The organism is Rhizobacter sp. Root1221 (genome assembly GCF_001425785.1).
In the GTDB taxonomy this organism is placed as follows: Bacteria; Pseudomonadota; Gammaproteobacteria; order Burkholderiales; family Burkholderiaceae_C; genus Rhizobacter.
This window is the reverse complement of record NZ_LMDI01000001.1, coordinates 274,159-301,133: the sequence shown is the minus strand read 5'-3', so window position 1 is coordinate 301,133 and position 26,975 is coordinate 274,159. Positions and strand designations below refer to the sequence as shown.

General features: G+C 67.0%; 29 protein-coding genes. 3 read left to right on the top strand and 26 right to left on the bottom strand.

The annotated features are described in order from the left end of the window. Window positions 1-21 precede the first annotated feature (21 nt). Window positions 22-615, top strand: a complete 594-nt coding sequence (locus ASC87_RS01230) for a helix-turn-helix domain-containing protein (RefSeq protein ID WP_056655331.1) — start codon at window positions 22-24, stop codon at window positions 613-615. After that, complete coding sequence (locus ASC87_RS01225) at window positions 612-1,343, top strand: response regulator (RefSeq protein ID WP_056655327.1); 732 nt, start codon at window positions 612-614, stop codon at window positions 1,341-1,343. The genes ASC87_RS01230 and ASC87_RS01225 overlap by 4 nt, the downstream gene beginning before the upstream one ends. Here the strand turns inward: ASC87_RS01225 and dnaB are convergent. From dnaB to ppsA, 9 genes are all read right to left on the bottom strand, one after another. Beyond that, a complete protein-coding gene (gene dnaB, locus ASC87_RS01220; protein WP_056655324.1) occupies window positions 1,316-2,746 on the bottom strand; it encodes a replicative DNA helicase in 1,431 nt (476 codons plus the stop codon). The genes ASC87_RS01225 and dnaB overlap by 28 nt on opposite strands. Window positions 2,747-2,890: 144 nt before the next feature. After that, window positions 2,891-3,343, bottom strand: coding sequence for a 50S ribosomal protein L9 (rplI, locus tag ASC87_RS01215; RefSeq protein WP_056655322.1), 453 nt, complete (start codon window positions 3,341-3,343; stop codon window positions 2,891-2,893). 10 nt (window positions 3,344-3,353) lie between these two features. Continuing rightward, complete coding sequence (gene rpsR, locus ASC87_RS01210) at window positions 3,354-3,644, bottom strand: 30S ribosomal protein S18 (protein ID WP_056655319.1); 291 nt, start codon at window positions 3,642-3,644, stop codon at window positions 3,354-3,356. Between the two features lie 10 nt (window positions 3,645-3,654). Further along, window positions 3,655-3,957, bottom strand: coding sequence for a primosomal replication protein N (gene priB, locus ASC87_RS01205; protein ID WP_056655316.1), 303 nt, complete (start codon window positions 3,955-3,957; stop codon window positions 3,655-3,657). A gap of 37 nt (window positions 3,958-3,994) precedes the next feature. Next, window positions 3,995-4,357 carry a 30S ribosomal protein S6 gene (gene rpsF / locus ASC87_RS01200; RefSeq protein WP_056655313.1) on the bottom strand — a complete coding sequence of 121 codons (363 nt, stop codon included), beginning with the start codon at window positions 4,355-4,357 and terminating at the stop codon, window positions 3,995-3,997. 109 nt (window positions 4,358-4,466) lie between these two features. Then, entirely contained in the window at window positions 4,467-6,581 is a 2,115-nt protein-coding gene (locus ASC87_RS01195; protein ID WP_056655310.1) for a cation acetate symporter, read from the bottom strand. Window position 6,582: 1 nt separating this feature from the next. Beyond that, window positions 6,583-6,840, bottom strand: coding sequence for a DUF4212 domain-containing protein (locus tag ASC87_RS30475; protein WP_235581998.1), 258 nt, complete (start codon window positions 6,838-6,840; stop codon window positions 6,583-6,585). Between the two features lie 77 nt (window positions 6,841-6,917). Then, on the bottom strand, window positions 6,918-7,217 hold the full coding sequence (locus ASC87_RS01185; protein ID WP_056655304.1) for a hypothetical protein: 300 nt from the start codon (window positions 7,215-7,217) through the stop codon (window positions 6,918-6,920). Window positions 7,218-7,230: 13 nt separating this feature from the next. Then, window positions 7,231-9,627: a phosphoenolpyruvate synthase gene (gene ppsA, locus ASC87_RS01180; RefSeq protein ID WP_056655301.1), complete on the bottom strand. Its 2,397-nt coding sequence runs from the start codon at window positions 9,625-9,627 to the stop codon at window positions 7,231-7,233. 230 nt (window positions 9,628-9,857) lie between these two features. Between ppsA and ASC87_RS01175 the strand changes: the two genes are divergently transcribed. Then, window positions 9,858-10,679 (top strand): pyruvate, water dikinase regulatory protein, encoded by an 822-nt coding sequence (locus ASC87_RS01175; protein WP_056655874.1) that lies wholly within the window; start codon window positions 9,858-9,860, stop codon window positions 10,677-10,679. A 58-nt stretch (window positions 10,680-10,737) separates the two neighbouring features. Here the strand turns inward: ASC87_RS01175 and ASC87_RS01170 are convergent, their stop codons facing one another. From ASC87_RS01170 to rpsB, 17 genes are all read right to left on the bottom strand, one after another. Continuing rightward, window positions 10,738-11,727 carry an MBL fold metallo-hydrolase gene (locus ASC87_RS01170; protein WP_056655298.1) on the bottom strand — a complete coding sequence of 330 codons (990 nt, stop codon included), beginning with the start codon at window positions 11,725-11,727 and terminating at the stop codon, window positions 10,738-10,740. Window positions 11,728-11,911: 184 nt separating this feature from the next. Then, window positions 11,912-12,682: an RNA methyltransferase gene (locus ASC87_RS01165; RefSeq protein ID WP_056655295.1), complete on the bottom strand. Its 771-nt coding sequence runs from the start codon at window positions 12,680-12,682 to the stop codon at window positions 11,912-11,914. Next, entirely contained in the window at window positions 12,679-13,317 is a 639-nt protein-coding gene (gene rnhB / locus ASC87_RS01160; protein ID WP_056655292.1) for a ribonuclease HII, read from the bottom strand. The genes ASC87_RS01165 and rnhB overlap by 4 nt, the downstream gene beginning before the upstream one ends. Beyond that, a complete protein-coding gene (gene lpxB, locus ASC87_RS01155) occupies window positions 13,289-14,434 on the bottom strand; it encodes a lipid-A-disaccharide synthase (RefSeq protein ID WP_082568283.1) in 1,146 nt (381 codons plus the stop codon). Before lpxB ends, rnhB begins: the two co-directional genes overlap by 29 nt. 9 nt (window positions 14,435-14,443) lie before the next feature. Then, the gene (gene lpxA / locus ASC87_RS01150; RefSeq protein WP_056655288.1) at window positions 14,444-15,232 is read right to left on the bottom strand and encodes an acyl-ACP--UDP-N-acetylglucosamine O-acyltransferase; all 789 of its coding nucleotides are present in this window, start codon (window positions 15,230-15,232) and stop codon (window positions 14,444-14,446) included. A gap of 14 nt (window positions 15,233-15,246) precedes the next feature. Then, window positions 15,247-15,690, bottom strand: coding sequence for a 3-hydroxyacyl-ACP dehydratase FabZ (gene fabZ, locus ASC87_RS01145; protein WP_056655285.1), 444 nt, complete (start codon window positions 15,688-15,690; stop codon window positions 15,247-15,249). Window positions 15,691-15,696: 6 nt separating this feature from the next. Next, complete coding sequence (gene lpxD, locus ASC87_RS01140) at window positions 15,697-16,722, bottom strand: UDP-3-O-(3-hydroxymyristoyl)glucosamine N-acyltransferase (protein ID WP_056655866.1); 1,026 nt, start codon at window positions 16,720-16,722, stop codon at window positions 15,697-15,699. 5 nt (window positions 16,723-16,727) lie between these two features. Beyond that, window positions 16,728-17,243 carry an OmpH family outer membrane protein gene (locus tag ASC87_RS01135; protein ID WP_056655282.1) on the bottom strand — a complete coding sequence of 172 codons (516 nt, stop codon included), beginning with the start codon at window positions 17,241-17,243 and terminating at the stop codon, window positions 16,728-16,730. Then, entirely contained in the window at window positions 17,243-19,498 is a 2,256-nt protein-coding gene (bamA, locus tag ASC87_RS01130; protein WP_082568282.1) for an outer membrane protein assembly factor BamA, read from the bottom strand. The genes ASC87_RS01135 and bamA overlap by 1 nt, the downstream gene beginning before the upstream one ends. 70 nt (window positions 19,499-19,568) lie before the next feature. After that, a complete protein-coding gene (rseP, locus tag ASC87_RS01125; RefSeq protein ID WP_056655275.1) occupies window positions 19,569-20,924 on the bottom strand; it encodes an RIP metalloprotease RseP in 1,356 nt (451 codons plus the stop codon). Further along, a complete protein-coding gene (locus tag ASC87_RS01120; protein WP_056655270.1) occupies window positions 20,921-22,123 on the bottom strand; it encodes a 1-deoxy-D-xylulose-5-phosphate reductoisomerase in 1,203 nt (400 codons plus the stop codon). Before ASC87_RS01120 ends, rseP begins: the two co-directional genes overlap by 4 nt. A 42-nt stretch (window positions 22,124-22,165) precedes the next feature. After that, window positions 22,166-23,002 (bottom strand): phosphatidate cytidylyltransferase, encoded by an 837-nt coding sequence (locus ASC87_RS01115; protein WP_056655267.1) that lies wholly within the window; start codon window positions 23,000-23,002, stop codon window positions 22,166-22,168. 3 nt (window positions 23,003-23,005) lie between these two features. Continuing rightward, the gene (gene uppS / locus ASC87_RS01110) at window positions 23,006-23,734 is read right to left on the bottom strand and encodes a polyprenyl diphosphate synthase (RefSeq protein ID WP_255358865.1); all 729 of its coding nucleotides are present in this window, start codon (window positions 23,732-23,734) and stop codon (window positions 23,006-23,008) included. Window positions 23,735-23,778: 44 nt separating this feature from the next. Next, window positions 23,779-24,339, bottom strand: coding sequence for a ribosome recycling factor (frr, locus tag ASC87_RS01105; RefSeq protein ID WP_056655264.1), 561 nt, complete (start codon window positions 24,337-24,339; stop codon window positions 23,779-23,781). A 15-nt stretch (window positions 24,340-24,354) separates the two neighbouring features. Then, window positions 24,355-25,065, bottom strand: a complete 711-nt coding sequence (gene pyrH, locus ASC87_RS01100) for a UMP kinase (protein WP_056655261.1) — start codon at window positions 25,063-25,065, stop codon at window positions 24,355-24,357. Between the two features lie 117 nt (window positions 25,066-25,182). Then, a complete protein-coding gene (tsf, locus tag ASC87_RS01095) occupies window positions 25,183-26,079 on the bottom strand; it encodes a translation elongation factor Ts (protein ID WP_056655258.1) in 897 nt (298 codons plus the stop codon). Window positions 26,080-26,210: 131 nt separating this feature from the next. Continuing rightward, window positions 26,211-26,957, bottom strand: a complete 747-nt coding sequence (rpsB, locus tag ASC87_RS01090; RefSeq protein WP_056655255.1) for a 30S ribosomal protein S2 — start codon at window positions 26,955-26,957, stop codon at window positions 26,211-26,213. Window positions 26,958-26,975 lie beyond the last annotated feature (18 nt).

Here is a 26,975-nt window from a genome sequence, read left to right as displayed (position 1 = left end):
ATTTGGCAGAATGCGGATGAAATGACCTCCGACACCCACGCCCCCTGCACCACCGTCGAGGCAGCCCGCCTGCTGGGGTTGGCCGTGCGTTCCGTGCAATCCATGGTTGACCGGGGCGAACTCGACGCATGGAAGACCCCGGGTGGCCACCGCCGCATCTCACGTGCATCGATCGACCGCTGGCTGACGGCACGGTCCGCTCCGGCGGCCCCGCCCACCCCGGGTGCCCAGGTGCTGCTGATCGATGACTCGGTGCACTACCAGAACCTGGTGTCGCTGCTGGTGCGTGAACGGTTCCCGGACCTGCAACTGCGCACCGCCACCGACGGCATCACCGGCCTCGCGATGTACGGGGCCCTCCGGCCCGACCTGCTGATCGTCGACATCCTGCTTCCGGGCATCGACGGTGCCGCACTCATCACCGCGTTGCGGTCGCAGCCCCAGTTCGCCCAGAGCCGCCTCGTGGTGTTGACGGGCCTGGACGAGGCGCAGCGCAAGCCCTACGAGTTCGCGCTGCAAGGCGTGCCGGTGGTGCACAAGCCTCGCCTGGTGCTCGACCTCCCGCCCCTGCTGCAAGCCCTGCTGCCCGCGCCGGCCGCAGCCATCGTGTCATGACCGGCGCCCGCGTCATCCTCGTCGAAGACGACCCGTCACTGCGGCGTTTCGTGGCGATGGCGCTGTCCGACCTTGGCGTGGACCTCGTGCCCTGTGGCGACGTGCCCGACGCCATCGCGGCCCTCTCGGCCGGCCCGGCGCGGCTCGTCATCACCGACCTGATGCTGCCGGGTGAACCGGGCAGCACCCTGGTCGCCCGCCTCCACCAGGATGCGGCGCTGCGTGGCAATGCCCGGGTGGTGGTGTTCAGCGCCGGCCTCACACCGCAACTCAACACGGAACTCACGCGGCTGGGGGTGTGGCGGCAGCTGCACAAGCCCGTGCCGCTGGCCGAGCTGCGCGCGTGTGTGTCCGAGGCGCTGGCCGAGGCTCCCACGGCGTTGGCCGAGGCCCCCGCGGCGCCGCCGGCCGGGGGTGCTTTCGGTGCCAACCAGGCCCTGTTCGAGAAGTTCCGGGCCGCCTGCCTGCTGCAGTTTGCGGACGACGTGCGGCGGGGCGATGCCGCCTGCCAGGCGGAAGACGCGCCCGCGTTGCGGCGGCTCGCGCACAGCCTCGTCTCGGTGCTGTCCATCCTGGGCCACACCGAGGCCGCAGCCGTCGCCGCGCGCATCGAGACCCTCGAGGCAGCGGGTGGCACCACGCCGCTGTGGGACGAATGGGCGCTGTTGCGCCAGGCGCTGCGCGCGCTGGCGCCGCCCGATCAGTACTCGTCGCCCGCCGACACGTAACCCGGGGCCAGGTTGTCGAACTTGGTCAACGGCTTCAGGAACGCGAGCTTGCAGGTGCCCACCGGGCCGTTCCGCTGTTTGGCGATGATGATCTCGGCCACGCCCGGTTCCTTGCTGGTTTCCCGGTTGTAGTAGTCGTCACGGTAGATGAACATGATCACGTCCGCATCCTGCTCGATGGCGCCGGACTCGCGCAAGTCGCTCATCATGGGGCGCTTGTCGGTTCGCGTTTCCACGCTTCGGTTCAGCTGCGACAGTGCGATCACCGGGCACTTCAGCTCCTTCGCGAGCGACTTCAGGCCCCGCGAGATTTCGCCGATCACGGTGGCGCGGTTTTCCTCGTTGCCCCCGCTGCCGCTCATCAGCTGCAGGTAGTCGATGATGATCAGGCCCAGCTGACCGCATTGGCGGGCCTGGCGCCGCGCGCGGGCGCGCAGCTCGTTGGGGCTCAGCGCCGAGCCCTCGTCGATGAACATGCTGACCTTGCCGAGCTTCTCGACCGCCTCGGACAGCCGCCCCCATTCGTCGTCGCGCAACTGGCCGGTGCGCAGGTGGCCCTGATCGATGCGGCCGAGCGACCCCACCATCCGCAACGCGAGCTGCGCGGCGCCCATTTCCATCGAGAACACGACGACAGGGAGGCCTTCGTTGACCGCCACGAACTCGCCGATGTTCAGCGCGAACGCCGTCTTGCCCATCGACGGGCGCGCGGCCAGGATGATCAGGTCGCCCGGCTGCAGCCCGGAGGTCATCTTGTCGAGGTCGAAGAAGCCCGTGCGCACGCCCGTGACGTCCTCGGCGCCGTTTTCGTGCAGCTCGTTGACGCGGTCGATCAAGTCGACCACCAGCTGGTCCATGCTGAGGAACCCCTCGCGCGAGCGCGAGCTGTCCTCGCCGATCTTCATGATCTTGGTCTCGGCCTCGTCGAGGATGTCCGAGACGTTGCGCCCCGCCGGGTTGAACGCAGCGGTGGCGATCTCGTCGCTCGTGGCGACCAGCTTGCGCAGCACCGAGCGCTCGCGCACGATCTCGGCGTAGCGCCGCAGGTTCGCCGCGCTCGCCACGCTTTGCGCCAGCGCATTCAGGTACACGAGGCCGCCCGACTCCTCGGCCTTGCCGAGCATCGTCAGGTGTTCGAACACGGTGATCACGTCGGCCGGTTTGCCGGCGTTCATCAGCGAGCCCAGGGCCGCATAGATGAGGCGGTGCTCGGCGCGGTAGAAGTCGCTGTCCTTGAGCAGTTCGCCCGCACGGTCCCAGGCGCTGTTGTCGAGCAGCAGCCCGGCCAGCACGGCCTGTTCGGCCTGGACGGAGTGGGGCGGGATGCGCAGCTTCGCCACTTCGTCATCGGGCATCGAGGAACCGGACGGAACGAACGTGGTGGTGGTGAGTACGGCAGACATCGTGGAATCATACGGGCGCTGGGGGACGCGCCTGTGGGTAAGCCTGTGGACTTCCGTGGGGCAACCGGTGGAAATGCACTGCCGGCGCGCAAAAAGAAAAAGGGCCGGCTAAGCCGGCCCCTTCGGATCGAACGCGGAACGCGATCAGTCGGTTTCGCCGACGACCACGACCTTCACGTCGACCACGACGTCGGTGTGCGGTGCAACCGACACGACGTGTTCGCCAACCGTCTTCAGCGGGCCGTTGGGCAGGCGAACCTGAGCCTTCGAGACCTTGAAGTCGATGCGCGTGAGCGCTTCGGCGATGTCGTTGTTGGTCACCGAACCGAACAGACGGCCGTCAACGCCAGCCTTCTGCGTGATGTGAACGGTGCGGCCGCTCATCTTGTCGCCGAGGGCTTGGGCGGTGGCGAGCTTGTCGGCAGCAGCCTTCTCGAGCTCGACACGGCGGACTTCGAATTCCTTGATCGCGGTTTCCGTGGCACGGCGTGCCTGGCGGGTCGGGATCAGGAAGTTGCGGGCGTAGCCGTCCTTGACCTTGACGACATCGCCGAGGTTGCCGAGGTTCGCGACTTTTTCAAGCAGGATGATTTGCATGGTTGCTCCTTCAGACCTTGTGCTGGTCGCTGTACGGCAGCAGGGCCAGGAAACGAGCACGCTTGATGCAGGTGGTCAGCTGGCGTTGGAAGAACGCGCGCGTGCCCGTCAGGCGAGCCGGCGTGATCTTGCCGTTTTCGCCGATGAAGTCGCGCAGCGTGTCGATGTCCTTGTAGTCGATCTGTTCGACGCCGGTCACCGTGAAGCGGCAGAAGCGCTTGCGGCGGAAGAGCAGGGACTGTTGGTTGCGCTTGGGCTTGCGGTCCTTCGAGAACCGACCTTTACCACGTGGGGGGGCCATATTTCACCTCTTAAATATCAGATCCGGAACAAACTTCGACTTCGGTCACATGGAACACGATGCCTCGGCCATTGCGCTGGTTGGTCAGGAAGCCGGCGAACGAGCCGCGGGTTCCGATGTCCATGCGCTGGAGCAGCTTCGCGATGTCCCCGATGCCCACCGCCCGGATCTCCATGGAGACCTTGCGGGGCTGGCTGGCTTCCGTGACCTGCGATTCATGCTTGAGGCTGAATTCGCAGACCGGCAAACCGGCCGGGGTGTATCGCGCTGCGCCCCGTTCGACCATCTCGGCCAGCAGAACCAGGCGGTTCATGCGGCCAGGACGGACGGCGTCGCAGGCAATGTGTTCTTCAGGCCGCTGCCTCTTGCGGCGCCTTGCGGGCGTCTTCGCGCTCGACCGACTTCATCATGACGGACGGGCCGGTGGCGGCCTTGTCCATCACGACCGTCAGGTGGCGCAGCACGGCGTCGTTGAAACGGAAGCCGGTCTCGAGTTCGGCAAGGGCTTCCTTGCTGACTTCGATGTTGATGCACAGGTAGTGCGCCTTGGCGAGCTTCTGGATCAGGTACGCCATTTGACGGCGGCCCCAGTCCTCCACGCGGTGCACCTTGCCGCCAGCGGCGGTGACGATGCCCTTGTAGCGCTCCAGCATGGCCGGAACCTGTTCGCTCTGATCCGGATGGATGAGCAGGATGATTTCATAGTGACGCATTGGAACTCCTTCTGATTTCCGTAGCAGGAAGCCACCCCGAAGCGTCAAAGAACCGGGTGTGGCAAGGTAAGCCCGCGATTGTACTCCGAAAAGCGGGGCTGCCGGAAGATCATTGCCCAGCCGGGGCCGGTGCAGCGCCCTCGCCTCTCGCCCGCAGGCGATCCACCAGGGCCAACGCCCGGGCGTCGGGCGGGCCGGTGAGCAGGCTCACCACCACCATCACCACGAACCCGAGCGGTACACCGAACACCCCGGCCGAGATGGGCTGGATGCCGAACCACAGCAGCGGCTCGGCGGACACCCCGAACACCCCGCGCAGCCAGGATTCGTTGCGGATCATGTAGTAGAGCGCCATCAGCAGGCCGGACGACATGCCGAACACCGCGCCCCAGTGGTTCGCACGCCGCCAGAACACCGCCAGCACGAGCGCCGGGAAAAACGCCGATGCCGCCACCGAAAACGCCGCCGAGACCAGGAACACGATGTCGGTGGGCCGCTGCGCGGCGACCGCCGCCGCGGCCAGCGCCACGAGCAGCAGCAGCATCTTCGACAGCATCACCCGCCGCCGCGCTGGCGCCCCGGGGTCGATCATGCGATGGTACAGGTCGTGTGACAGCGCGTTGGCGATGGTGAGCAGCAGCCCGTCGGCGGTGGACAGTGCGGCGGCCAGCCCGCCCGCGGCCACCATGCCCGACACCACGTAGGGCAAGCCGCCGATCTCGGGTGTGGCGAGCATGACGATGTCGGCCCCGATGCGGATCTCACCCAGCTGCAGCAGGCCGTCGAGGTTGATGTCCACCACCGACAGCAGCGTCGAGTCCACCTTCGTCCAGTGGGCGATCCAGGCGGGCAACCGGTCGAACGGCGTGCCCACGAGCGACGTGAACACCTCGTGCTTGACCATCACCGCAAGCGCCGGCGCGGAGAGATACAGCAGCAGGATGAACACGAGCGACCACGTGATGGACTGGCGTGTCTGGCGCACCGACGGCGTGGTGTAGCAGCGGATCAGCACGTGCGGCAAGGCCGCGGTACCCAACATCAGGCAGAACACCAGCGCGAGGAAATTGTTGCGGGAGTCGTTGAAGGCGGCCTGTTCGGCCGCACTGCCCGCGGGGTCCCCTGCAAACGGCAGCGCGTGCGGCGCCATGCCCCCGAGCGGCCGGGACCGGAGCTCGTCGTTCACCTGCGCCTGCGTCCATGCCGCCCGCGCCACGGCCTCGTCGGCCGGCAGCGCGGCCAGGCTGCGGTCGGCGGCCTGCCGGTCCGCGAGAGGGGCCTGCGCGGTCCGCAGCGCCTCGATGCGTTCCCGCGCACGGCCATGGTCGCGGGCCAGCGCAGACGGCACATCGGCGAGTTTCGCCCGGTACTCGTCGGCCCGCGCCTTGAAGAGCGCCCTCACCTCCAGCTCCTTCGGATCGGTGGCGAGCTGGCGCTCCCGCTCGGTCAGCTGCTGCAACTGCGCACCGTACATGGCCTGCGGCACCGGCTCCCCCGTCTGCTTGACCGACAGCCAGACCACCGGCACGAGGTACGCCATGATCAGCACGATGTACTGGGCGACCTGGGTCCAGGTGACGGCACGCATGCCCCCGAGGAACGAACACACCAGCACACCGCCAAGCCCGAGGAAGATGCCGATCTCGAAGGTCACGCCGGTGAGCCGCGTGGTGATGAGCCCCACGCCGTAGATCTGCGCCACCACGTACAGGAACGAACACATCACGGTGGCCACCACCGCGACGCCGCGCGCGAGGTGGCCGCCGTAGCGTTCGCCCAGGAAATCAGGGATGGTGTAGCCCCCGAAGGTGCGCAGGTACGGCGCCAGCAGCAGCGCCACGAGGCAGTACCCACCCGTCCAGCCCAGGATGAAGGCCAACCCGGCGTAACCCTGCAGGTACACGGTGCCCGCCAGGCTGATGAACGACGCGGCAGACATCCAGTCGGCCGCCGTGGCCATGCCGTTGTAGGCCGCCGGCACGCGGCGCCCGGCCACGAAGTACTCGTCGGCATCGGTGGTGCGGCACAGCATGCCGATGCCCGCATACAGCACCACGGTGGCCAGCAGGAAAATGAGGCCGATCCACCGCTTGCCCAGCCCCATTTCCTCGAACCCGGCCAGCGCCCCGATGAACACGAGCAGCCCGAGCGTGTACCAGGCGTACACCCGGTTGAGCTGCTGCGTGAAGGAGCGTGGGCCGGGAACCGGGAAAAAGCGGAACACGTTAGCCGGCCCCGCGCGCGAGGGCGGCGTCGAGGCGGCCCATCACCCAGGCGTACGCGCCGATCAGCACCAGGTAAACCAGCAGCGCACCCTGTGCCGCCACCCAGTAGCCGAACGGCCAGCCGAACCAGATGAAATCGAGCTGGCGCGCGAAGAAGGTGGCCACGAACGTGACAGCGAACCAGATGGCCAGCAGCACCAGCGTGATGGCGCGCACGAGTCGCCAGCGGGTCGGATCAGACGCAGGAGGGGAATGCACGGGGAAGGACTCCGGACCGGACGCGGCATTCTCGGAGCACCCGGCGCCCCTGTCGACCCCTGGGAACCCGTGAGGCATCAGCGGCACACGGCGCCGCCCACGCACAGCGTGACCTTCCACGCGAGGGCTGCGGCCCACACCAGGGCCAGCAACACGGCGGCCAGCACACGGCGGCGGCGCAACGGCCAGGCGGCCGGCAACCGGTGGACGAACCACCGCACCGGCCACAGGATGGCGGTGAAAAGGCCATACACGACGTTGCGGTCACGTGCGGCGCCCAACAGCGCCCCCAAAAGCAACTGGCCGAGCCACGCGAACAGCGCGATCTCGGCCAGCAGTTTCAGCGACCGTGCGATCAGCAGCGAGGCGTCAGGCACGGCCGGTGAAGGTTCAGCGTTTTGCCAGGCGCTGCCAGGTCTCGACCACCGTGTCGGGGTTCAGCGAGATGGACACGATGCCTTCGCTGGCGAGCCAGTCGGCGAAGTCGGGGTGGTCGCTGGGGCCCTGACCGCAGATGCCCACGTACTTGCCCACCGCGCGGCACGCCGCGATGGCGCGCGAGATGAGCGCCTTCACGGCCGGGTCGCGTTCGTCGAAGTCGCGCGAGAGCACCTCGAGGCCCGAGTCGCGGTCCACGCCGAGCGTCAGCTGGGTCAGGTCGTTCGAGCCGATGGACATGCCGTCGAAGTACTCGAGGAACTGCTCGGCCAGCACCGCGTTGCTCGGCACCTCGCACATCATGATGAGGCGCAGGTCGTCCTGGCCGCGCTTGAGGCCCTGCTCGGCGAGCATCTCGGTCACGCGCTTGGCCTGGCCCACCGTGCGCACGAACGGCACCATGATCTCGACGTTGGTGAGGCCCATCTCGCCGCGCACGCGCCTGAGCGCTTCGCACTCCATCGCAAACGCTTCGCCGAAGGCTTCGCTCACGTATCGCGCCGCGCCACGGAAGCCGATCATCGGGTTCTCTTCTTCCGGCTCGTAGCGCGAGCCGCCGATCAGCTTGCGGTACTCGTTGCTCTTGAAGTCGGACAGGCGAACGATCACCGGCTTCGGCCAGAAGGCCGCCCCGATGGTGGCGATGCCCTCGACGAGCTTGTCGACGTAGAACGCACGGGGCGACGCGTGGCCGCGGGCCACCGATTCGACGGCCTTTTTCAGGTCGGGATCGACGTTCGGGTAGTCGAGGATGGCTTTCGGGTGCACGCCGATGTTGTTGTTGATGATGAACTCGAGGCGGGCAAGGCCCACGCCGCTGTTCGGCATCTGTGCGAAGTCGAACGCGAGCTGCGGGTTGCCGACGTTCATCATGATCTTGATGGGGCAGTACGGCAGTTCGCCGCGCTGCACATCGCTGATCTCGGTTTCCAGCAGGCCGTCGTAGATGTAGCCGGTGTCACCCTCGGAACACGCCACGGTGACCAGCGCACCATCCTTCAGCACGTCGGTGGCTGTTTCGCAGCCCACCACGGCGGGGATGCCCAGCTCGCGCGCGATGATGGCCGCGTGGCAGGTGCGCCCGCCGCGGTTCGTCACGATGGCCGCGGCCCGCTTCATGACGGGCTCCCAGTTGGGGTCGGTCATGTCGGTGACGAGCACGTCACCGGCCTGCACCGTGTCCATGTCGGCCAGGCTGTGCACGATGCGCACGGGGCCGGTGCCGATCTTCTGGCCGATGGCGCGGCCTTCCACGAGCACGGTGCCCGTGCCCTTGAGCTTGTAGCGCTGCTCGACCTTGCCGGCCTGCTGGCTCTTCACCGTTTCCGGACGCGCCTGCAGGATGTACATCTGGCCGTCGCCGCCGTCCTTGCCCCACTCGATGTCCATCGCGCGGCCATAGTGCTGCTCGATGATCAGCGCGAACTTGGCGAGGTCGGTGACGTCGGCGTCGCTCAGCGAGTAGCGGTTGCGCAGTTCGGTGGCCGTGTCGACCGTCTTGACGAGCTTGCCGGACTTGGCCTTTTCCTCGGGCGTGGCGAACTCCATCTTGATGAGCTTCGAGCCGAGGTTGCGGCGGATGACCGCGGCCTTGCCGTTCTTGAGCGATTGCTTGTGGACGTAGAACTCGTCGGGGTTGACGGCGCCCTGCACCACGGTTTCACCGAGGCCGTAGCTGGACGTGATGAACACCACGTCCTTGAAGCCGCTTTCGGTGTCCATCGTGAACATCACGCCGGCGGCGCCCAGGTCGGAGCGCACCATGCGCTGCACGCCCGCCGAAAGCGCCACGTCGCCGTGGGCGAAGCCCTTGTGCACGCGGTAGCTGATGGCGCGGTCGTTGTAGAGGCTGGCGAACACCTCCTTCATCTTGTGCAGCACGTCGTCGATGCCGACGACGTTCAGGAAGGTTTCCTGCTGGCCCGCGAAGCTGGCATCGGGCAGGTCTTCGGCCGTGGCGGACGAACGCACGGCAAAGGACACACCAGGGTTCGATGCCGTCAGCTTGGTGAATTCGGCGCGGATGGCGGCTTCCAGGTCGGCCGGGAACGGGGTGTCCTCGATCCAGCGGCGGATCTCGGCACCGGCCTCGGCGAGCGCACGGACGTCGTCGGTGTTGAGCGTGGTCAGGCGCTTGGCGATGCGATCGGCCAGGCCATTGTGGGCGAGGAACTGCCGGAACGCGTGGGCGGTGGTCGCGAAACCGCCGGGGACACGCACCCCGGAGGCTGCCAGTTGGCTGATCATTTCGCCGAGTGAGGCGTTTTTGCCGCCAACCGACTCGACGTCGGTCATTCTCAGGTGTTCAAACGGTACGACCAGGGCGGTCGCCAGGTTGAGGTTGGACATGGGAGAGCTCCGTGATGATGAAAAACCGGTGTGTTCCCAGGGCGGCCCAGCGAACCCGAGCAAAGCTCAAAGGGCTCCAGCAGATGGCGGCGGCGCACGGTCAGGCGCGAGGCGGGGGTGGGCGTGAGCACGGACCGTTGCATATTGGGGGGAAGACTTGAGCGTCATTCTACGGGCTTTTGCCTATGATGTCGGATTCCCGCTCCGGCCCGCGCTCCGGCCCGTTTCCCATGCTCAATCGCACCGTTTACTTCATCTCGGACGGCACCGGCATCACCGCCGAAACCTTCGGCAACTCGATCCTGGCCCAGTTCGCGATCAAGCCGCGCCACGTGCGCCGGCCGTTCATCGACACGGTCGACAAGGTGCACCAGGTGGTCCGCGAGATCAACCACACCACCGAGCTCGAGGGCCGCCGGTCCATCGTGTTCGTCACGCTGGTCGACTCGGAGATCCTCACCATCCTGAAGACCCAGTGCAAGGGCATGGTGCTGGACATGTTCAACACCTTCATCGAGCCGCTGGAAACCGAGTTCGGCATCACGTCCAACCACCGCGTGGGGCGCTTCTCCGACATCTCGAAGAGCCAGGAGTACACGGACCGCATCGAGGCCATCAACTTCTCGCTGGCCCACGACGACGGCCAGTCGGCCAAGAACCTGGAGCAGGCCGACGTGATCCTGGTGGGCGTGAGCCGCAGCGGCAAGACCCCCACCTCGCTGTACCTCGCCATGCAGCACGGCATCAAGGCGGCCAACTACCCGCTGATCCCCGAAGACTTCGATCGCCGGGCCATCCCCGCCAGCCTCGCCCCGCACAAAAGCAAGTGTTTCGGACTCACCATCGCGCCTGAACGGCTCTGCGAGATCCGCAACGAGCGCCGGCCCAACAGCAAGTACGCCAGCATCGAGAACTGCCGCCACGAAGTGTCCGAGGCCGAGGCCATGATGCGCCGCGAAGGCATCTCGTGGCTCTCGTCCACGCACAAGTCCATCGAGGAAATCGCCACCACGATCCTCCGGGACATCCGCCCCGACCGCCTCATGTACTGAAGGCCCGAGGGTCGGCCTTTCCTCGAGATCGGGAAGGCCTCCCGGCCTTCCCCCACCGTCACTTGAGCAACGTGCCGTAGTTGACCGGGATCCAGCGGTAGCCCTTGCCTGCCGCCTGCAGGTACCCGAGCCCCGGGAACTGCAGGTGGGACGCACCCATCAGGGTACCGTCCTTCGCGGCCTGGGCAAACACCTTGGCCCGCGCCTTGGCTGCCCGAGGCTCGTCGGTGTCGAAGGCGATCGTCACCCCGGGGTGGTCGAACTGCACCGCGCCCACGTGGATCAGGTCACCCATCAGCAGGAGCTTCTGGCCCTTGCTCTCCACCGCGTACAAGGTGTGGCCTTCGGTGTGCCCGTGGGCGGCTACCGAACGCACACCCGGCACGATGTCGCCATCGGCCTCGAACGGCTTGTACTTGCCCGCGGCGATGTACGGATTCAGCGACGCCATCGCCCCCTGGAAGAAGCCCTGGGACGCCTTGGGTGCCGCGTCCATGCGCGACTGCGACAACCAGTAGTCGGACTCGCGCTTGTCGGCATGGACCGTGGCGTTCGGGAACACCAGGCTGCCCTGGGCGGCCACTCCGCCGATGTGGTCCGGGTGCAGGTGGGTGATCACGATGTCGTCCACCTGCTCCGGCGTGAAGCCGGCGGCGCGGATGTTGTCGACCAGCTTGCCCAGCGTGGGCCCGAACAGGGCGCCCGCGCCGGCGTCGACCAGCACGAGCTTCGAGCCCGTGTTGACGAGGTAGGCATTGACCGACGTTTCGGTGGGAAGGGTGAGGTGGGCCTTGGTGATGGCCGCCTTCGTCTTGGCGGCCGGCTGGTGCAGCAACTGGTCCATGGGCAGCAGCACGGTGCCATCGCTGACCGCGGTGACCTCGAAATCGCCCACCATCAATCGGAAGTAACCGGGGGCCTGGGTCTTGACCATCGGCGCATCGGCAAGCACCGGCGTGGACACCGAGGCGCCCAACACGCCCAGGATCACCGCGGAGGACAGGAACGCGGCGCGGACGGCGCGCGTCATGGAGGAGAGGATGTGCATGGACGAGCCTTCGGGTTGGAGGGGTGGTGGAATGGCCAGGCGGTCAAACCGCGACGTCGAGCGCGGACGAGGCCTGGACCGCGATGCGGGGTCCCGTCCGAAGAATAGCCGTCCAGTCGCGTGTTGACACGCCAAAGGGTGTTGCCGTCCAGGCTTTGTCGACCACGATGCCTGACGGCACCACTCAGCTGCGCTGGCGGGCGGACTCGTACAGGCACACGGCGGCCGCTGCCGCGACGTTGAGCGATTCCTCGCCGCCCGGCTGCGGGATGCGCACCGACAGCGCACACTGGGCCAACAGCGCATCGGACACGCCCTGCCCCTCGTGCCCCATCACCCACGCACACGGCCATGGCAACACCACCTCGTGCAACGCGTGGGTGGCATGCGAGCTGGTGGCCACGAGCGGCACCCCCAGCGCCTGCAGCGACGCCACGTCGCCGCCTTCGGCGAGGTGCAGCGCGAAATGCGCGCCCATGCCCGCACGCAGCACCTTCGGGGACCACAGCGCCGCACTGCCCTTCAGGGCCACGACCTGCTTGAACCCGAACGCGGAGGCGCTGCGCAAAACGGCACCCACGTTGCCGGCATCCTGGAGCCGGTCGAGCACGACGGTGGGCAGGCCCGGCCGAGGCGGCAACGCGCCCGACCAGGGCACGGCAAACGCGATGGGGGCCGGTGATTCGAGTGTGCTGAGGCCTGCCATCAGCGTGTCGGACACGATGGCGATGCTGTCGGCACGGTTCGCGAGGTCACGCAGGCGGTGGTCTTCCCACCCCCGCTCGGTGATCACCGCCTGTGGCGCGTGACCGCCCCGCTGCAGGAACGCCGACACCAGGTGGTCACCTTCGATCCACACTTCACCATGCTTGCGGTAGGCCCCGGCGTCCCCCGCGAGCTTGCGCAGCCGCACCAGCAGCGGGTTGTCGCGCGACGTGATGGCCTTGACGCTCATGCAGACGACACCACGGTCACCGAGATGACCTCGCGCACCGGGGCGAACGAACGGCGGTGGTGCACGCAGGCGCCATGGCGGCGAAGGGCCTCGAGGTGTTCGGCGGTGGGGTAACCCTTGTGGCCGTCGAACCCGTACTCGGGATGGGCTTCGTGCAGCGTCTGGAGAAGCCGGTCGCGGTGCACCTTCGCCAGGATGGACGCTGCGGAGATGGCCTGCACCTTCGCGTCCCCCTGCACGATGGCCTCGGCGGCCATCTTCAGCACCGGCAGGCGATTGCCGTCCACGAGCACTTTGGCGGGTTTCAGGCGCAGGCCTTCGACAGCCCGCTTCATGGCCAGCATGGTGGCGTGGAGGATGTTGAGGCGGTCGATCTCCTCGACGGTGGCCTCGGCGATGCAGGCGCACAGGGCCTTCGCACGGATCTCGTCGAACAGGCGCTCGCGGGTGCGCGCGGTGAGCTTCTTCGAGTCGTCGAGCCCTGCGATGGGGTTCAGGTCATCGAGGATGACCGCCGCGGCCACCACCGGCCCGGCGAGCGGCCCGCGCCCGGCCTCGTCCACCCCGGCCAGCAAACCGACCACATCGAAGTGCAGCCCGAGTTGCTCAGGCCCGGAGGACTTTTTCGATCGCATCGGTGGCCGCCTGGGCGGTGTTGCAGCGAAGCTGCCGGTGGAGCGCGTCGAACCGTGCCACGACCTGGGCACAGCGGGCCGGGTCGTCGAGCCAGTCGAACGCAGCGTTCGCCAGCGCCTCGGGGTGGCCGGCGTCCTGGAGCAGTTCCGGCACCACGAAGTCGTTCGACAGGATGTTGGGCAACCCCACCCAAGGCTGGTACTGCAGGCGCCGCAGGCGGTGCCATTCGAGCCAGTTCATGTTGTAGGTGATGACCATGGGCCGCTTGAACAGCGCCGCTTCGAGCGTGGCGGTGCCGCTGCCGATCAGCGTGACGTCACACGCCGCCAGCGCTTCGTGTGATTGGCCATCGAGCAGCATGACACCGGTGTCCGCGGCCTCGCTGCGCACCAAGGGCTCCACCATGTCGCGCAACCCCGGCACCACCGGGAACACGAACTTGAGACCGGGCCGCCGGCGCTTCATCAGCGTGGCCGCGGCAAGCAGCCGCGGCGCGATGTACTTGACCTCGCTGCGCCGGCTGCCCGGCAGCAGCGCCACCACGGTGTCGTCCGGTGCCAGGCCGAGGGCCGCGCGCGCCGGTGCACGCGGCACCTCGAGCGGGATGGCATCAGCCAGCGGATGGCCCACGTACGTGGCCGCGATGCCATGTTTCGCGTACATGGCCGGCTCGAAGGGGAACAGGCACAGCATGTGGTCCACCGCCGCACCGATCTTCAGGATGCGCTCGCCCCGCCAGGCCCACACCGACGGGCTGACGAAATGGATGGACTTGATGCCCTGGGCCTTCAGCCGGGTCTCCAGGCCCAGGTTGAAGTCGGGCGCGTCGATGCCGATGAAGGCGTCGGGCCGTTCGCGCAACAAGCGGTCACCGAGGGACTTGCGGATGCCCAGCAGCTCGCGCAGGCGCAGCAGCACCTCGAGGTAACCCCGGACGGCGAGCTTGCTGTGAGGCCACCAGGCCTCGAAGCCCTGGGCCGCCATGCGCGGGCCACCGATGCCGTGCGACTGCAGGCCCGGCCAGCGGGTTTTCAGCCCGCCCAGCAGCAACCCGGCGAGCAGGTCGCCGGACGCCTCGCCCGCGACCATCGCGAAACGCGGAGAGTCGGTCGACATGCCGCGCGGTCAGCGAACGATGCCACGGGTGGAGTCGGCGAGGAAACGGGCCATCAGGGCCACGTCTCCGTCGGCTTCCGGCACGGTGCCGGCCAGCGCGTCGATGCCTTCCCGGGCCGCGTCGAACGTCAGGCCCTGGCGGTACAGCACCTTGTGCATCTGCTTGATGACGGCCACCCGCTCGGGCGAGAAGCCGCGGCGGCGCAACCCTTCGGCGTTGAGGCCACGGATCTCGGCCGGCGCGCCGGTGGTGATCATGAACGGCGGCACGTCCTGCGCGATGGCCGAGCCCATGCCGGTCATCACGTGGTCGCCCACCTTGCAGAACTGGTGGATGTGCGTGAGGCCGCCCAGCGTGACCCAGTTGCCGATCTGGACGTGCCCGGCCAACTGCGTGCTGTTGGAGATGGTCACGTGGTTGCCGAGCTGGCAGTCGTGCGCGAGGTGCACGTACGCCATGATCCAGTTGTCATCGCCCAGGCGCGTGACGCCACCGTCCTGGACGGTGCCCAGGTTGAACGTGACGAACTCGCGGATCAGGTTGCGGTCGCCGATGACCAGCTGCGTGGGTTCACCGCCGTACTTCTTGTCCTGCGGCTCGGCCCCGAGGGAGGCGAACTGGAAGATGCGGTTGTCGCGGCCGATCGTGGTGTGGCCCTGGATGACCACGTGCGGACCGATCTGGCTGCCCTCGCCGATGCGCACGTTCGCACCGATCACGCTGTAGGGGCCGACCGAGACGTTGGCGCCCAGCTGGGCGCCCGGTTCGATGACGGCGGTAGGGTGGATCGTTGCCATCGCGGTTCTCCCGGTCAAGGCACCACGCGGCGCATCGTGCACATCAGGCCGGCTTCGACGGCCAGTTCGCCGTCGACGGACGCCCGGCCCGTGAACTTGAAGATGCCGGCCTTCGCGCGGTCAAGGGTGACGTCGAGGATCAGTTGGTCGCCCGGCTGCACGGGGCGCTTGAACCGCGCACCGTCGATGCCGGCGAAGTAGAACACCGAATTCTCGTCCTGCTGGACGCCGAAGGTGGCGAACGACAGCAGGCCGGCGGCTTGGGCGAGCGCTTCGACCATCAGCACACCCGGCATCACCGGGCGCGAGGGGAAGTGGCCGGTGAAGTAAGGCTCGTTCGCGCTGACGTTTTTCAGCGCCTTGATGTCCTTGCCGGGTTCGATGTGCAGCACGCGGTCCACCATCAGGATGGGGTAGCGGTGCGGCAGCTTCTTGAGAATTTCGTAGATGTCCATCATGGTGAGCTAGTTCTTCTTTTCCAGGGCACGCACGCGATCGCGCAAGGCATGCAGGTTGCGCAGGGTCGCGGCGTTCTTTTCCCAGGTTGCATTGTCGTCCATGGGGAACAGGCCGGTGTACACGCCCGGCTTCGAAATGGAGCGGGTCACGGCAGTGCAACCCGAGATGTTGACGTGGTCGGCGATCTTCAGGTGGCCCACGATCATCGCGGCACCGCCGATGGTGCAGTGCTTGCCGATGACCGTGCTGCCGGCCACGCCGGCACACCCGGCCATGGCGGTGAATGCACCCACCTTCACGTTGTGGGCGATCTGGATCAGGTTGTCGAGCTTGACGCCCTCTTCCAGCACCGTGTCGTCGAGCGCCCCGCGGTCCACGCAGGTGTTGGAGCCGATCTCGACGTCGTCGCCGATGCGCACGCCACCCAGTTGCTCGATTTTTTCCCACCGCCCCTGGTTGGGCGCGAAGCCGAAGCCGTCGCCACCCACCACCACCCCCGGGTGCAGCATGCCACGGGCGCCGATGTGGCAGCCGTGGTTGAACGTCACACGCGGGGCAAAACGGGTGTCGGCGCCGATGGTGGACCCGCGGCCCACGAAACCGTGCGCGCCGATCTGCGCGCCCTCGCCGATCACGGCGTCGGCCTCGATGACCACGAACGGGCCGACGCTGGCACTGGCCGCCACGCGGGCCGACGGGTCGACCACGGCGGTGGGGTGCACCCCGGGCGTGACGGGCGGGCGGTGCTGGGCCACCCACCACTGGGTGAGCCGGGCGAACGCGAGGTACGGATCGGGCAGCACGAGCGCGGCCCCGCGGGCGAGCGCCGCATCTCGCAACGCCGGACCCACGATCACGCAGCCGGCAGACGACGACGCCAGCTGGGCCTGGTAACGCGGATTGGAGATGAAGGAGATCGTGTGGGGCGTGGCGCTCTCGAGCGGGCCGACACGGTCGATCGTCAGGAGGGGGTCGCCGGTGAGCTCGCCGCCGAGATGGGCAGCGATGTCACCCAGGGTGATCGTGGCCACCGCGTTCACTTGCCCGATTGGGCGTCGAGGGCCTTGATCACCTTGTCGGTGATGTCGATGCGCTTGCTGCTGAACAGCACCTCCTGGATGACGAGGTCGTACTTCTCGTCTTCCGCGATCTTCTTGATCGCCTTCTGGGCACGCTCGACCACCGAGGCCAGCTCTTCGTTGCGGCGCTGGCTCAGGTCTTCCTGGTATTCACGGCGCTTGCGCTGGAACTCGCGGTCTTGCTCGATCAACTCGCGCTGGCGGCGGACCTTGTCGGACTCCAGCATGGTGGGCTGGTCGCGGTCGAAGCGGTCACCAGCGGCCTTGAGGCGCGCGCCCATGTCGGTGAGTTCCTTTTCCCGCTTGGTGAACTCGACCTGGAGCTTGTTGAGCGCGGCTTTCGCCGGCACCGCATCACGAAGCACGGCGTCGCTGTTGACGTAGCCGATCTTCAACTCCTGCGCTTGCGCCGCCGATGCCGTCCAAGCCAGGCTTGCGGCGGCCAGAACGCACTTCACCAGAGGGCTTTTCATTAGAACGCGGTCCCGATTTGGAATTGGAAACGGCTGATTCTATCGCTTGGCTTGGAGCGGATGGGCGAGCCGTAGCTGAGCTTCAGCGGCCCGATGGGCGACACCCAGCTCAACCCCAGGCCAGCGGACGCCCGCAGGCCGTCGACGTCGACCTTCTCGCGCTCGCCCCAGACGTTGCCCACGTCGGTGTACGCGAAGATGCGCAGCGTGCGGTCGTTGCCGGTGCCCGGCACCGGCAGGTACAACTCGCCGTTCAGGTTGATGCGCTTCGAACCACCCAGGTAGGCGCCGGCAAAGTCCACCTCGCCGAGCGAGCTCTGGTCGAAGGCACGCACCGTGCCCAGGCCGCCGCCGTAGAAGTTCTTGAAGATCGGGTACGGCCGGCCTTGCAGGCCCTTGCCGTAGCCGCCCTCGGCGTTGAACGCGAAGGTGTACTGCTTCGTGATGGGCCAGTAGTGCTGGAACTGCGCGTTCGTGCGCACGTAACGGGTGTCACCGGCGACGCCCCAGTCGATGTTGATGCGCTTGTACTGGCCTTCGTTGGGCACCAGCACGCTGTCGCGGCCGTCACGGGTCCAGCCGAGGGTCAGTGGCACCGATGTGCTTTTCTCGCCGAACTCGCTGCGGTAGCGGCGGTACTGCAACGGCATGCCGAAGTCGCCGCGGATGTCGGTCTGCTCGATGCCGAGACCGAAAAACACCGTGTCGTACTCCGTGAACGGCACGCCGAACCGCACCGACGCGCCAGGGGTCACGAGCTTGTAGTCCTCACCCTGGCTGTTGACCGGGCGGCTGGTGCGATAGAACAGGTCGTACGAACGCGAGATGCCGTCGATGGTGAAGTACGGGTCGGACGCGCTCAGCACCAGGTTGCGGTTCGACTTGCTGGTGTTGACCTCGATGCCGAGGTACGTGCCCGAGCCGAACACGTTGTCCTGCTTGATGGAGCCGCTCAGCGAGAAGCGGTCGGCGCTCGAGAAGCCGGCACCCAGCATCAGGTTGCCGGTGGGTTTCTCGACCACGTTCATGTTCAGGTCGACCTGGTCGGCCGTGCCCGGCACCTCGTTGGTCTCGACGTTGACTTCCTTGAAGTAACCGAGGCGGTCAACGCGGTCGCGCGAGAGCTTGATGCGGCGGCCGTCGTACCACGACGATTCGAACTGGCGGAATTCGCGGCGCACCACCTCGTCGCGCGTGCGGCTGTTGCCCGACACGTTGAAGCGGCGCACGTACACGCGGCGCGCCGGCTCGGCAAAGAGCGTGATGGCCACCTGGCCGCTCGCGCGGTCGATTTCCGGGCGCGAATCGATGCGGGCAAACGCGTAGCCGAAGTTGCCGAACTTCTCGGTGAAGGCCTTGGTGGTCTCGGCCACGGATTCCGCGCGGTAGGGTTCACCCGGGCGAATCTTCACGAGGGCCTTGAATTCCTCTTCCTTGCCCAGGTACTCGCCCTCGAGCTTGACGGCGGTGACGGTGTACTTCTGGCCTTCGACCACGTTGACCGTGATCGTGATGTCCTGCTTGTCCGGCGAAATGGCCACCTGGGTGGATTCGACGGCGAACTCGAGGTAGCCGCGGTTCAGGTAGTAGGACCGGAGGGTTTCCAGGTCGGCCGTGAGCTTGGAGCGCGAGTAGCGGTCGGCCTTGGTGTACCAGTTGAGCCATCCGCCGTCGTTGAGGTCCAGCTGGCCCTTCAGCGTGCTTTCCGAGAACACCTTGTTCCCGGTGATGCGGATTTCCTTGATCTTGGCGGCGGCGCCTTCGGTGACGGTGAACGTCACGTTGACCCGGTTGCGCTCCTGCGGGGTGACGGTGGTGACCACCTCGGCGCCGTAGAGGCTGCGCGTCAGGTACTGGCGCTTGAGTTCCTGCTCGGCGCGGTCGGCCAGCGCCTTGTCGAACGGCATGCCTTCCGAGATGCCGAAGTCTTTCAGGGATTTGCTGAGGGCGTCCTTGTCGAACTCCTTCAGGCCCACGAAGTCGATGTTCGCGATGACCGAACGTTCCTCGACGATCACGACGATCACGTCGCCATCGACCTCGATGCGCACGTCCTTGAAAAGGCCGGTGGCGAACAGCGCGCGCAGCGCGGCGGCGCCCTTGGAGTCGTTGTAGGTGTCGCCCACGCGGAACGGCAGCGCAGCGAACACCGTGCCGGCGTCGGAACGCTGCAGGCCTTCGACACGGATGTCCTTCAGCACGAACGGCTCGACGGCAAACGCCGGAGCGCTAGCCAAGGCGGCGGCCACCGCCATCGCAACGATGGTGGGGCGGGCAAGGTTCGGACAGGACACAGTGAAGGCGGGGGGAGTTCGCATGCGGTGGTCAGTGCTGGCCCAGGTAGCGGGCCACGTCGTTGTAGAAGGCGAGCGACATCATCATGATCATGATGGCGAGGCCGCCGCGTGTGAGCCGGTCGAGCCACACGTCTGAAGGGGGGCGTCCAGTCACTGCCTCGAAAAGATAATACATCAGGTGTCCGCCATCGAGCATCGGCAACGGCAGCAGGTTGAGCACGCCGAGGCTCACGCTCACCACGGCGAGGAAGCCGAGGTAGTACGACAGGCCCATCCGGGCAGACTGGCCAGCGTAGTCGGCGATGGTCAGCATGCCACTCAATTGTTTCCAGGATGCGTCGAAGGTGACCATGCGCCAGAGCATCTTCAGCGTGAGCACCGACATGCCCCAGGTGTGTGAGGCCGCGCGGGTGAGCCCCTCGGCAAAGCCGTAGCTGACCTTCTCCATCTGGGGCGGCTGCCCCAGCACCGCGTGGATGCGGCCGATGCGCTGGTTGCGGTCGAGCACGCTGTCGGGCTTGATGGTGAACGACAGCACCTGGCCGCCCCGTTCCACGCGCCACGCCATGGGCGTGCCGTTGGCATCGCCCCGGATCGTGGCGAACAGCTCGTTGGCGTCGCCCATGGCAACACCGTCGACCGACAGCACGCGGTCACCGGCCTTCAGGCCGGCGTCGAGGGCCGGGCCGGGACGCACTTCCCCCACCACGGGGTCACCCATCCACAGCGAGACCCCCACGCGGCGCATCACCGCTGCATCGACTTCCTTGGTGCCGAGGGTGTCCAGGTCGAGCACGACCGAACGGGCGCCCTGCCCGCGCGCATTGGCCACGTTCAGGTGCAGCGGTTCGGCGTTCAGCACGCCCTGGGTCAGCGCCCAGCGCAGGTCGGCCATCGAGCGCACGTCCTGCCAGGTCAGCCCGTCGGACGACGTGGCCTTGACCCAGTCGCCGGCGCGGAGCCCCGCCCGGTCGGCCAGCGTGGCCGCGACCGGCGTGCCCAAGCGGGCCTGGGGTTCATCGACCCCCATCCAGTTGGACGCGGCATAGAGCACGACGGCCAGCAGGAAGTTCGCGGCCGGGCCGGCCGCGACGATGGCGGTGCGCTGCCAGAGCGGCTTGAACTTGAACGCGACCGCGTGCTGCGCCGCCGGCACCGGCTCCGGGCCGTGCCCCAGCATGCGCACGTAACCGCCGAGCGGCAGCGCCGACAGCGTGAACTCGGTGCTGTCCGGCGTGCGCTGGTAGCGCCAGATGACGGGACCGAAACCGAGTGAGAACCGCTCCACCTTCACCCCACAGGCCCGGGCGACCCGGTAATGCCCGTACTCGTGGAACACCACGAGGACACTGATGGTGACGATGAAGGCGAGCAGCGTGATCATGGCGTCAGCGCCGCGACGATGGCGTCGGCCTGCCGGCGCGCCGTGGCGTCGAGGTCGAGCAGGCCGCCCACGCTGCGGGTGGCGGCGGGGTCGGGCGAAACGGCGTCGAGGCAGCGTGCATTGACACTGTGAATCTGGTCGAAGCGGATGGTTCCCGCCAGGAAGGCCGCCACGGCCACTTCGTTCGCCGCGTTCAGCACTGTGGTGCTGCCCTCGGGCGCGCGCAGCGTCTGCCAGGCCAGGTGCAGGCCCGGGTAGCGGTCGGCACCCGCGGGCCGGAACGTCAGCGCGGACAGCGACGTGAAGTCGAGCAGCGAGGCGCCCGATTCGATGCGCTCCGGGAACGACAGGCCATACGCGATGGGCACCCGCATGTCGGGCGTGCCCAGCTGGGCGAGCACCGAGCGGTCACGGCACACCACCATCGAATGGATGATGCTCTGCGGATGCACCACCACGCGGATCTGCTCAGGTTGCAGGTCGAAGAGCCAGCGGGCCTCGATCACCTCGAGCGCCTTGTTCATCATCGTGGCCGAGTCGACCGAGATCTTGCGGCCCATGACCCAGTTCGGGTGCGCGCAGGCTTCGTCGGGCGTGACGTTGGCCAGCGTGGCCGGATCACGGTCTCGGAACGGGCCGCCGGAGGCGGTGAGCACGATGTGGTCGATGCGCTGGGCCCAGGTGCTGCGGTCTTCGGGCAGGCACTGGAAGATGGCGGAGTGTTCGCTGTCGATGGGCAGCAGCGTGGCGCCACCGTCGCGCACGGCCTGCATGAACAGTGCCCCGCCCACCACGATGGCTTCCTTGTTGGCCAGTAGCAGGCGCTTGCCGGCGCGGGCCGCGGCGATGCACGGCTCGAGGCCGGCCGCCCCCACGATGGCGGCCATCACGACGTCCACGTCGGCATGGGCCGCCACGTCGGACAGCGCCCCGCTGCCGTGCAGCACCTCGGTGCGCAGGCCGGCGCTGCGCAGTTCGCGCTGCAGCGCCTGTGCCGGGCCGGCCTCGGCCACCACGGCAAACCGCGGTTTCCATTGCAGGCACTGGTCACGCAGCTCGGCCACACGGCCGTGGGCGGTGAGGGCCACCACCTCGTAGCGGTCCGGATGGCGCGCCAGCACGTCGAGCGTGTTGGTGCCGATGCTGCCAGTGGCACCGAGGACACAAACCCGCTGGCGGGCCGAGGACAACTTGGACATGGGGAACACCAGGGAAATGACGGCGCCGCGGCGGCTCTCGGGTCAGAGCGAACTGAGCGCCATCGCGATGGGGAAGACGGGCAGCAGCGCGTCGACCCGGTCGAGCACCCCGCCATGCCCCGGCAGCAGCTGGCTGCTGTCCTTGGCACCGGCCGAACGCTTGACGAGCGATTCGACCAGGTCGCCGAGCACACTCATCGCACAGAGGAACACAAGGGCGAGCATAAGCCCGAGCACGTCGAACCGCTGCCAGAGCAGGGTGAACACGCTGGCCGATCCGAGCGGCCAGGTCTTGTCGATCAGGATCCAGGCCGCGGCCAGCAGCATCACACCCACCATGCCGCTCCAGACCCCCTCCCAGCTCTTGCCGGGGCTGATCGTGGGTGCGAGCTTGCGCCGGCCGAAGGTGCGCCCGCCGAAGTAGGCGGAGATGTCGGCCACCCACACGAGGCAGAACACCGACAGCAGGTAGTTGAGGCCCACGACCTTGGCGCTGGCAAGCGCGAGCCAGGCGGTGAACAGCATCGCCACACCCAGCACCCAGCGGGCCGCCCTGGGCAGGCCCGGCCAAGCCGTGGGCCCGACCTTGATGGCGAGCGCGCCACCCAGCACCCAGACACCACAGGCCAGCCACCACGCCGGGCTGGCACCCACGCCGACCCAGCCGAGCTGCAGCGCGGCGGCGCACAGCCCCCCCACGAGCGCGCCCATGACCAGCGACCCCGTGGCACCCGCGCCGTTCAGGCGCCCCCACTCCCAACCGGCCGCGGTGATCATCACCAGCGTGAGCACCGCGAACGGCCACGACACGGGTGCAAACACCGCGGGCAGCAGGACGAGCAACAGGACCACCGCGGTGATGACGCGTTGCTTGAGCATGGATCAGGCCTTTTCGGCGAGGTTGTCGGTGGCCTTCACGCCGCCGAAACGGCGGTCGCGGTCGGCGTAGTCGGCCAGCGCGGCGTCGAGTTGGGCGTCGCCGAACTCGGGCCAGAGGCAGTCGCTGAAGACCAGTTCAGCATACGCCACCTGCCAGAGCAGGAAATTGCTGATGCGCACTTCCCCGCCGGTGCGGATGAACAGGTCGGGATCCGGGGCGAAGTTCATCGCCATGTAGCGCGAGAGCCGGGCCTCGTCGAGTTCGTGGGCCGGCACGCCGTCGCGGATGGCCTGCTGGCAGGCCTGCACGATGTCCCAGCGGCCGCCGTAGTTGAACGCGACCGACAGCGTGATGCGCCGGTTTTGTTCGGTGACACGCTCCGCCTGGTCCCAGGCGTTGCGCACCTTGTCGGATACCTGGGAGCGGTCGCCGACGATGCGGATGCGCACGCCTTCGCTCGCAAGCTTGGCCAGGTACTTGGACACGGCAACCAGCACCAGGTCCATCAGGCCCGACACCTCTTCGGTGGGGCGCTTCCAGTTTTCACTGGAAAACGCGAACACGGTGAGGTATTCGATGCCGCGGTCGGCGCACGCCGCCACGGTGCGCACCAGCGCATCGACGCCCTGCTTGTGGCCGAAGAACCGCGGCATGAACCGCTTCTTGGCCCACCGGCCGTTGCCGTCCATGACGATGGCCAGGTGGCGGGGAATACGAGACTGCGATTCCAAGGGTGGTTTCGAGAAAAACAAGCGGTCGACCCGGACGATGGCCGTCAGACGGCCATGATTTCGGCTTCCTTGGCGGCGATCAGCCGATCGACTTCGGCGATGTACCGGTCGGTCAGCTTCTGCACGTCGTCGAGCGAACGGCGCTCGTCGTCCTCGGAGATTTCCTTGTCCTTGGTGAGCTTCTTGGCCTGCTCGTTGGCGTCGCGGCGCAGGTTGCGGATGGCGACCTTGCTGTCTTCGCCGGCGTTGCGCACGACCTTCGTCAGTTCGCGGCGGCGCTCTTCCGTCAGCGCGGGCATCGGCACGCGCAGCAGGTCACCCTGGGACGACGGGTTCAGCCCCAGGTCGGATTCGCGGATGGCCTTCTCGATCTTCGGGCCCATGCCTTTTTCCCACGGCTGCACGGTGATGGTGCGGGCGTCGAGCAACGACACGTTGGCGACCTGGCTGATCGGCACCATCGAGCCGTAGTACTCGATCTGCACCTGGTCGAGGATGCCCGGGTGGGCGCGGCCGGTGCGGATCTTCTGGAGTTCGCCCTTGAAGGATTCGATCGAACGAATCATCTTCGCTTCGGCATTCTTGTGGATGTCTGCGGTGCTCATGGCTTTTTCCTCAACTCAAACGTGGACGAGGGTGCCCTCGTCTTCGCCCATCACCACACGCTTCAGCGCACCTTCCTTGAAGATGCTGAACACCTTGATCGGCAGCTTCTGGTCGCGGCAAAGGGCGAACGCCGTGGCGTCGAGCACCTGCAGGTTGCGGCTGATGGCTTCGTCGAAGCTGATCTTGCTGTAACGCGTGGCGGACGGGTCTTTTTTCGGGTCGGCGGTGTAGACGCCGTCGACTTTCGTGGCCTTCAGTACCACCTCGGCGCCGATCTCGGCACCTCGCAGCGCGGCCGCGGTGTCGGTGGTGAAGAACGGGTTGCCGGTGCCGGCGGCGAACACCACGATCTTGCCCTCTTCGAGGTACTGCAGCGCCTTGGGGCGCACGTACGGCTCGACGACCTGGTCGATCGCGATGGCGGACATCACGCGGGCGGTCATGCCTTCCTGGCGCATGGTGTCGGCCAGGGCCAGTGCGTTCATCACGGTGGCCAGCATGCCCATGTAGTCGGCGGTGGCGCGGTCCATGCCCACGGAACCACCGGCAACGCCGCGGAAAATGTTGCCGCCACCGATCACGACGGCGACTTCACACCCGAGCCGGGTCACTTCCTGGACTTCACGCACCATGCGCACGATGGTGGCGCGGTTGATGCCATAGGCGTCGTCGCCCATCAGGGCCTCGCCCGAAAGTTTCAGAAGGATGCGTTTGTACGCCGGCATGCGGGGATCTCCCTGTGGTCGATGAACATGGCACGTGGGTGGTGCCGCGTCGAAGTCTATCCGTCTGGATCGGACAAGGGGCATGCAAGCCCCCTGCCCGCGTGGGTCACCGGGAGGTCAGGCGCCCTTGGCGGCCGCCACTTGCGCAGCCACTTCGGCCGCGAAGTCGTCGACCTTCTTCTCGATGCCTTCGCCCACGACGTACAGCGTGAACGCCTTGACTTCGGTCTTGACGCCCTTCAGGTGCTGCTCGACCGTGGCCTTGCCGTCGGCGGCCTTCACGAAGACCTGGTTGTACAGGCTGACTTCCTTCAGGTACTTCTGGACCGAACCTTCGACCATCTTCGAGGCGATGTCGGCCGGCTTGCCGGATTCCACGGCCTTTGCCGTGGCAACCGAACGTTCCTTCTCGATCAGGTCGGCCGGCACGTCGGCGGACGTCAGCGAGACGGGCTTCATGGCGGCGATGTGCATCGCGACGTCCTTGGCGGCCGTGGCGTCACCGTTGAACTCGACGAGCACGCCGATGCGGGTGCCGTGCAGGTAGCTGGCCAGCTGGCCGCCATCCGCGTAGCGCTTGAAGCGGCGGATCGACATGTTTTCGCCGATCTTGCCGATGAGGCCCTTGCGCACGTCTTCGACGGTGGGGCCGAAGGTGGCTTGCGACAGCGGCAGCGCGCCCACGGCGGCCACGTCGGCCGGGTTGTTCTTGGCGATCAGTTCGGCGACGGCCTTCGAGAACGCCAGGAAGTCGTCGTTCTTGGACACGAAGTCGGTTTCGCAGTTCACTTCGACGAGGGCGCCCACGGTGCCGTCCACCGACGCGGCAACAACGCCTTCGGCCGTGACGCGGGAAGCGGCCTTGCCGGCCTTCGTGCCGAGCTTGACGCGCAGCAGTTCCTCGGCTTTTTCCATGTCGCCAGCGGCTTCGGTCAGTGCCTTCTTGCACTCCATCATCGGCGCATCGGTCTTGGCGCGCAGCTCGGCGACCATGCTTGCAGTGATTGCGGTCATCGTGAATCTCCGTGAGGTTTGGCACACACACCCGGGGGCGCGTGCCAGTGAATCATGTGTGAGGTTGAAAAAAAGGGGCTGAAGAGCCCCTTTTCATGCCCGCCCTTTCAGGCGAACCGGGGCCGGAGGCCTCAGGCCGTTTCGTTGACTTCCACGAACTCGTCGCCACCGGCGGACACGGCTTGCACGACCTCGTTCGTCGCGTTGGCCTTGCCTTCGAGCACGGCGTCGGCAACAGCCTTCGCGTACAGGGCCACGGCCTTCGACGAGTCGTCGTTGCCCGGGATCACGTAGTCGATGCCGTCCGGCGAGTGGTTGGAGTCGACCACGCCGATCACGGGGATGCCCAGCTTCTTGGCTTCGAGCACGGCGATCTTGTGGTAGCCGACGTCGATCACGAACATGGCATCAGGCAGCGCATTCATGTGCTGGATGCCGCCGATGTCTTTCTCGAGCTTGGCCAGGTCGCGCTGGAACAGCAGGGCTTCCTTCTTGATGCGGATTTCCGTGCCGGCTTCGATCTGGGCCTGCATGTCCTTCAGCTTCTTCAGCGAGCCCTTGACCGTCTTGAAGTTGGTCAGCATGCCGCCGAGCCAGCGCTGGTCGACGTAGGGCATGCCGGCGCGCTGGGCTTCGGCCGCGATCACTTCGCGGGCCTGGCGCTTCGTGCCGATCATGAGGATGGTGCCGCGGCGAGCTGCCAGCTGGCGGATGAACTTCATCGCGTCGTTGAAGAGCGGCTGCGTCTTCTCGAGGTTGATGATGTGGATCTTGTTGCGATGGCCGTAGATGTACGGGGCCATCTTCGGGTTCCAGAAGCGGGTTTGGTGGCCGAAATGGACGCCGGCTTCCAGCATTTCACGCATGGTGACAGACATGTGAACTCCAAAGGTTGG

Bases quoted from the DNA above. Each gene is read 5' to 3' on its own strand.
- ASC87_RS01225 (WP_056655327.1), top strand. From the start codon at position 612: ATGACCGGCGCCCGCGTCATCCTCGTCGAAGACGACCCGTCACTGCGG.
- rpsB (WP_056655255.1), bottom strand. From the start codon at position 26,957: ATGTCTGTCACCATGCGTGAAATGCTGGAAGCCGGCGTCCATTTCGGC.
- rseP (WP_056655275.1), bottom strand. From the start codon at position 20,924: ATGATCACGCTGCTCGCCTTCATCGTCACCATCAGTGTCCTCGTGGTG.
- ASC87_RS01120 (WP_056655270.1), bottom strand. From the start codon at position 22,123: ATGTCCAAGTTGTCCTCGGCCCGCCAGCGGGTTTGTGTCCTCGGTGCC.
- ASC87_RS01135 (WP_056655282.1), bottom strand. From the start codon at position 17,243: ATGAAAAGCCCTCTGGTGAAGTGCGTTCTGGCCGCCGCAAGCCTGGCT.
- rnhB (WP_056655292.1), bottom strand. From the start codon at position 13,317: ATGCGATCGAAAAAGTCCTCCGGGCCTGAGCAACTCGGGCTGCACTTC.
- lpxB (WP_082568283.1), bottom strand. From the start codon at position 14,434: ATGTCGACCGACTCTCCGCGTTTCGCGATGGTCGCGGGCGAGGCGTCC.
- pyrH (WP_056655261.1), bottom strand. From the start codon at position 25,065: ATGCCGGCGTACAAACGCATCCTTCTGAAACTTTCGGGCGAGGCCCTG.
- ASC87_RS01115 (WP_056655267.1), bottom strand. From the start codon at position 23,002: ATGCTCAAGCAACGCGTCATCACCGCGGTGGTCCTGTTGCTCGTCCTG.
- fabZ (WP_056655285.1), bottom strand. From the start codon at position 15,690: ATGATGGACATCTACGAAATTCTCAAGAAGCTGCCGCACCGCTACCCC.
- rplI (WP_056655322.1), bottom strand. From the start codon at position 3,343: ATGCAAATCATCCTGCTTGAAAAAGTCGCGAACCTCGGCAACCTCGGC.
- ASC87_RS01165 (WP_056655295.1), bottom strand. From the start codon at position 12,682: ATGAGCGTCAAGGCCATCACGTCGCGCGACAACCCGCTGCTGGTGCGG.
- lpxA (WP_056655288.1), bottom strand. From the start codon at position 15,232: ATGGCAACGATCCACCCTACCGCCGTCATCGAACCGGGCGCCCAGCTG.
- rpsR (WP_056655319.1), bottom strand. From the start codon at position 3,644: ATGGCCCCCCCACGTGGTAAAGGTCGGTTCTCGAAGGACCGCAAGCCC.
- ASC87_RS01175 (WP_056655874.1), top strand. From the start codon at position 9,858: ATGCTCAATCGCACCGTTTACTTCATCTCGGACGGCACCGGCATCACC.
- ASC87_RS01230 (WP_056655331.1), top strand. From the start codon at position 22: ATGACCTCCGACACCCACGCCCCCTGCACCACCGTCGAGGCAGCCCGC.
- rpsF (WP_056655313.1), bottom strand. From the start codon at position 4,357: ATGCGTCACTATGAAATCATCCTGCTCATCCATCCGGATCAGAGCGAA.
- bamA (WP_082568282.1), bottom strand. From the start codon at position 19,498: ATGGCGGTGGCCGCCGCCTTGGCTAGCGCTCCGGCGTTTGCCGTCGAG.
- dnaB (WP_056655324.1), bottom strand. From the start codon at position 2,746: ATGTCTGCCGTACTCACCACCACCACGTTCGTTCCGTCCGGTTCCTCG.
- ASC87_RS01170 (WP_056655298.1), bottom strand. From the start codon at position 11,727: ATGCACATCCTCTCCTCCATGACGCGCGCCGTCCGCGCCGCGTTCCTG.
- priB (WP_056655316.1), bottom strand. From the start codon at position 3,957: ATGAACCGCCTGGTTCTGCTGGCCGAGATGGTCGAACGGGGCGCAGCG.
- ppsA (WP_056655301.1), bottom strand. From the start codon at position 9,627: ATGTCCAACCTCAACCTGGCGACCGCCCTGGTCGTACCGTTTGAACAC.
- tsf (WP_056655258.1), bottom strand. From the start codon at position 26,079: ATGACCGCAATCACTGCAAGCATGGTCGCCGAGCTGCGCGCCAAGACC.
- frr (WP_056655264.1), bottom strand. From the start codon at position 24,339: ATGAGCACCGCAGACATCCACAAGAATGCCGAAGCGAAGATGATTCGT.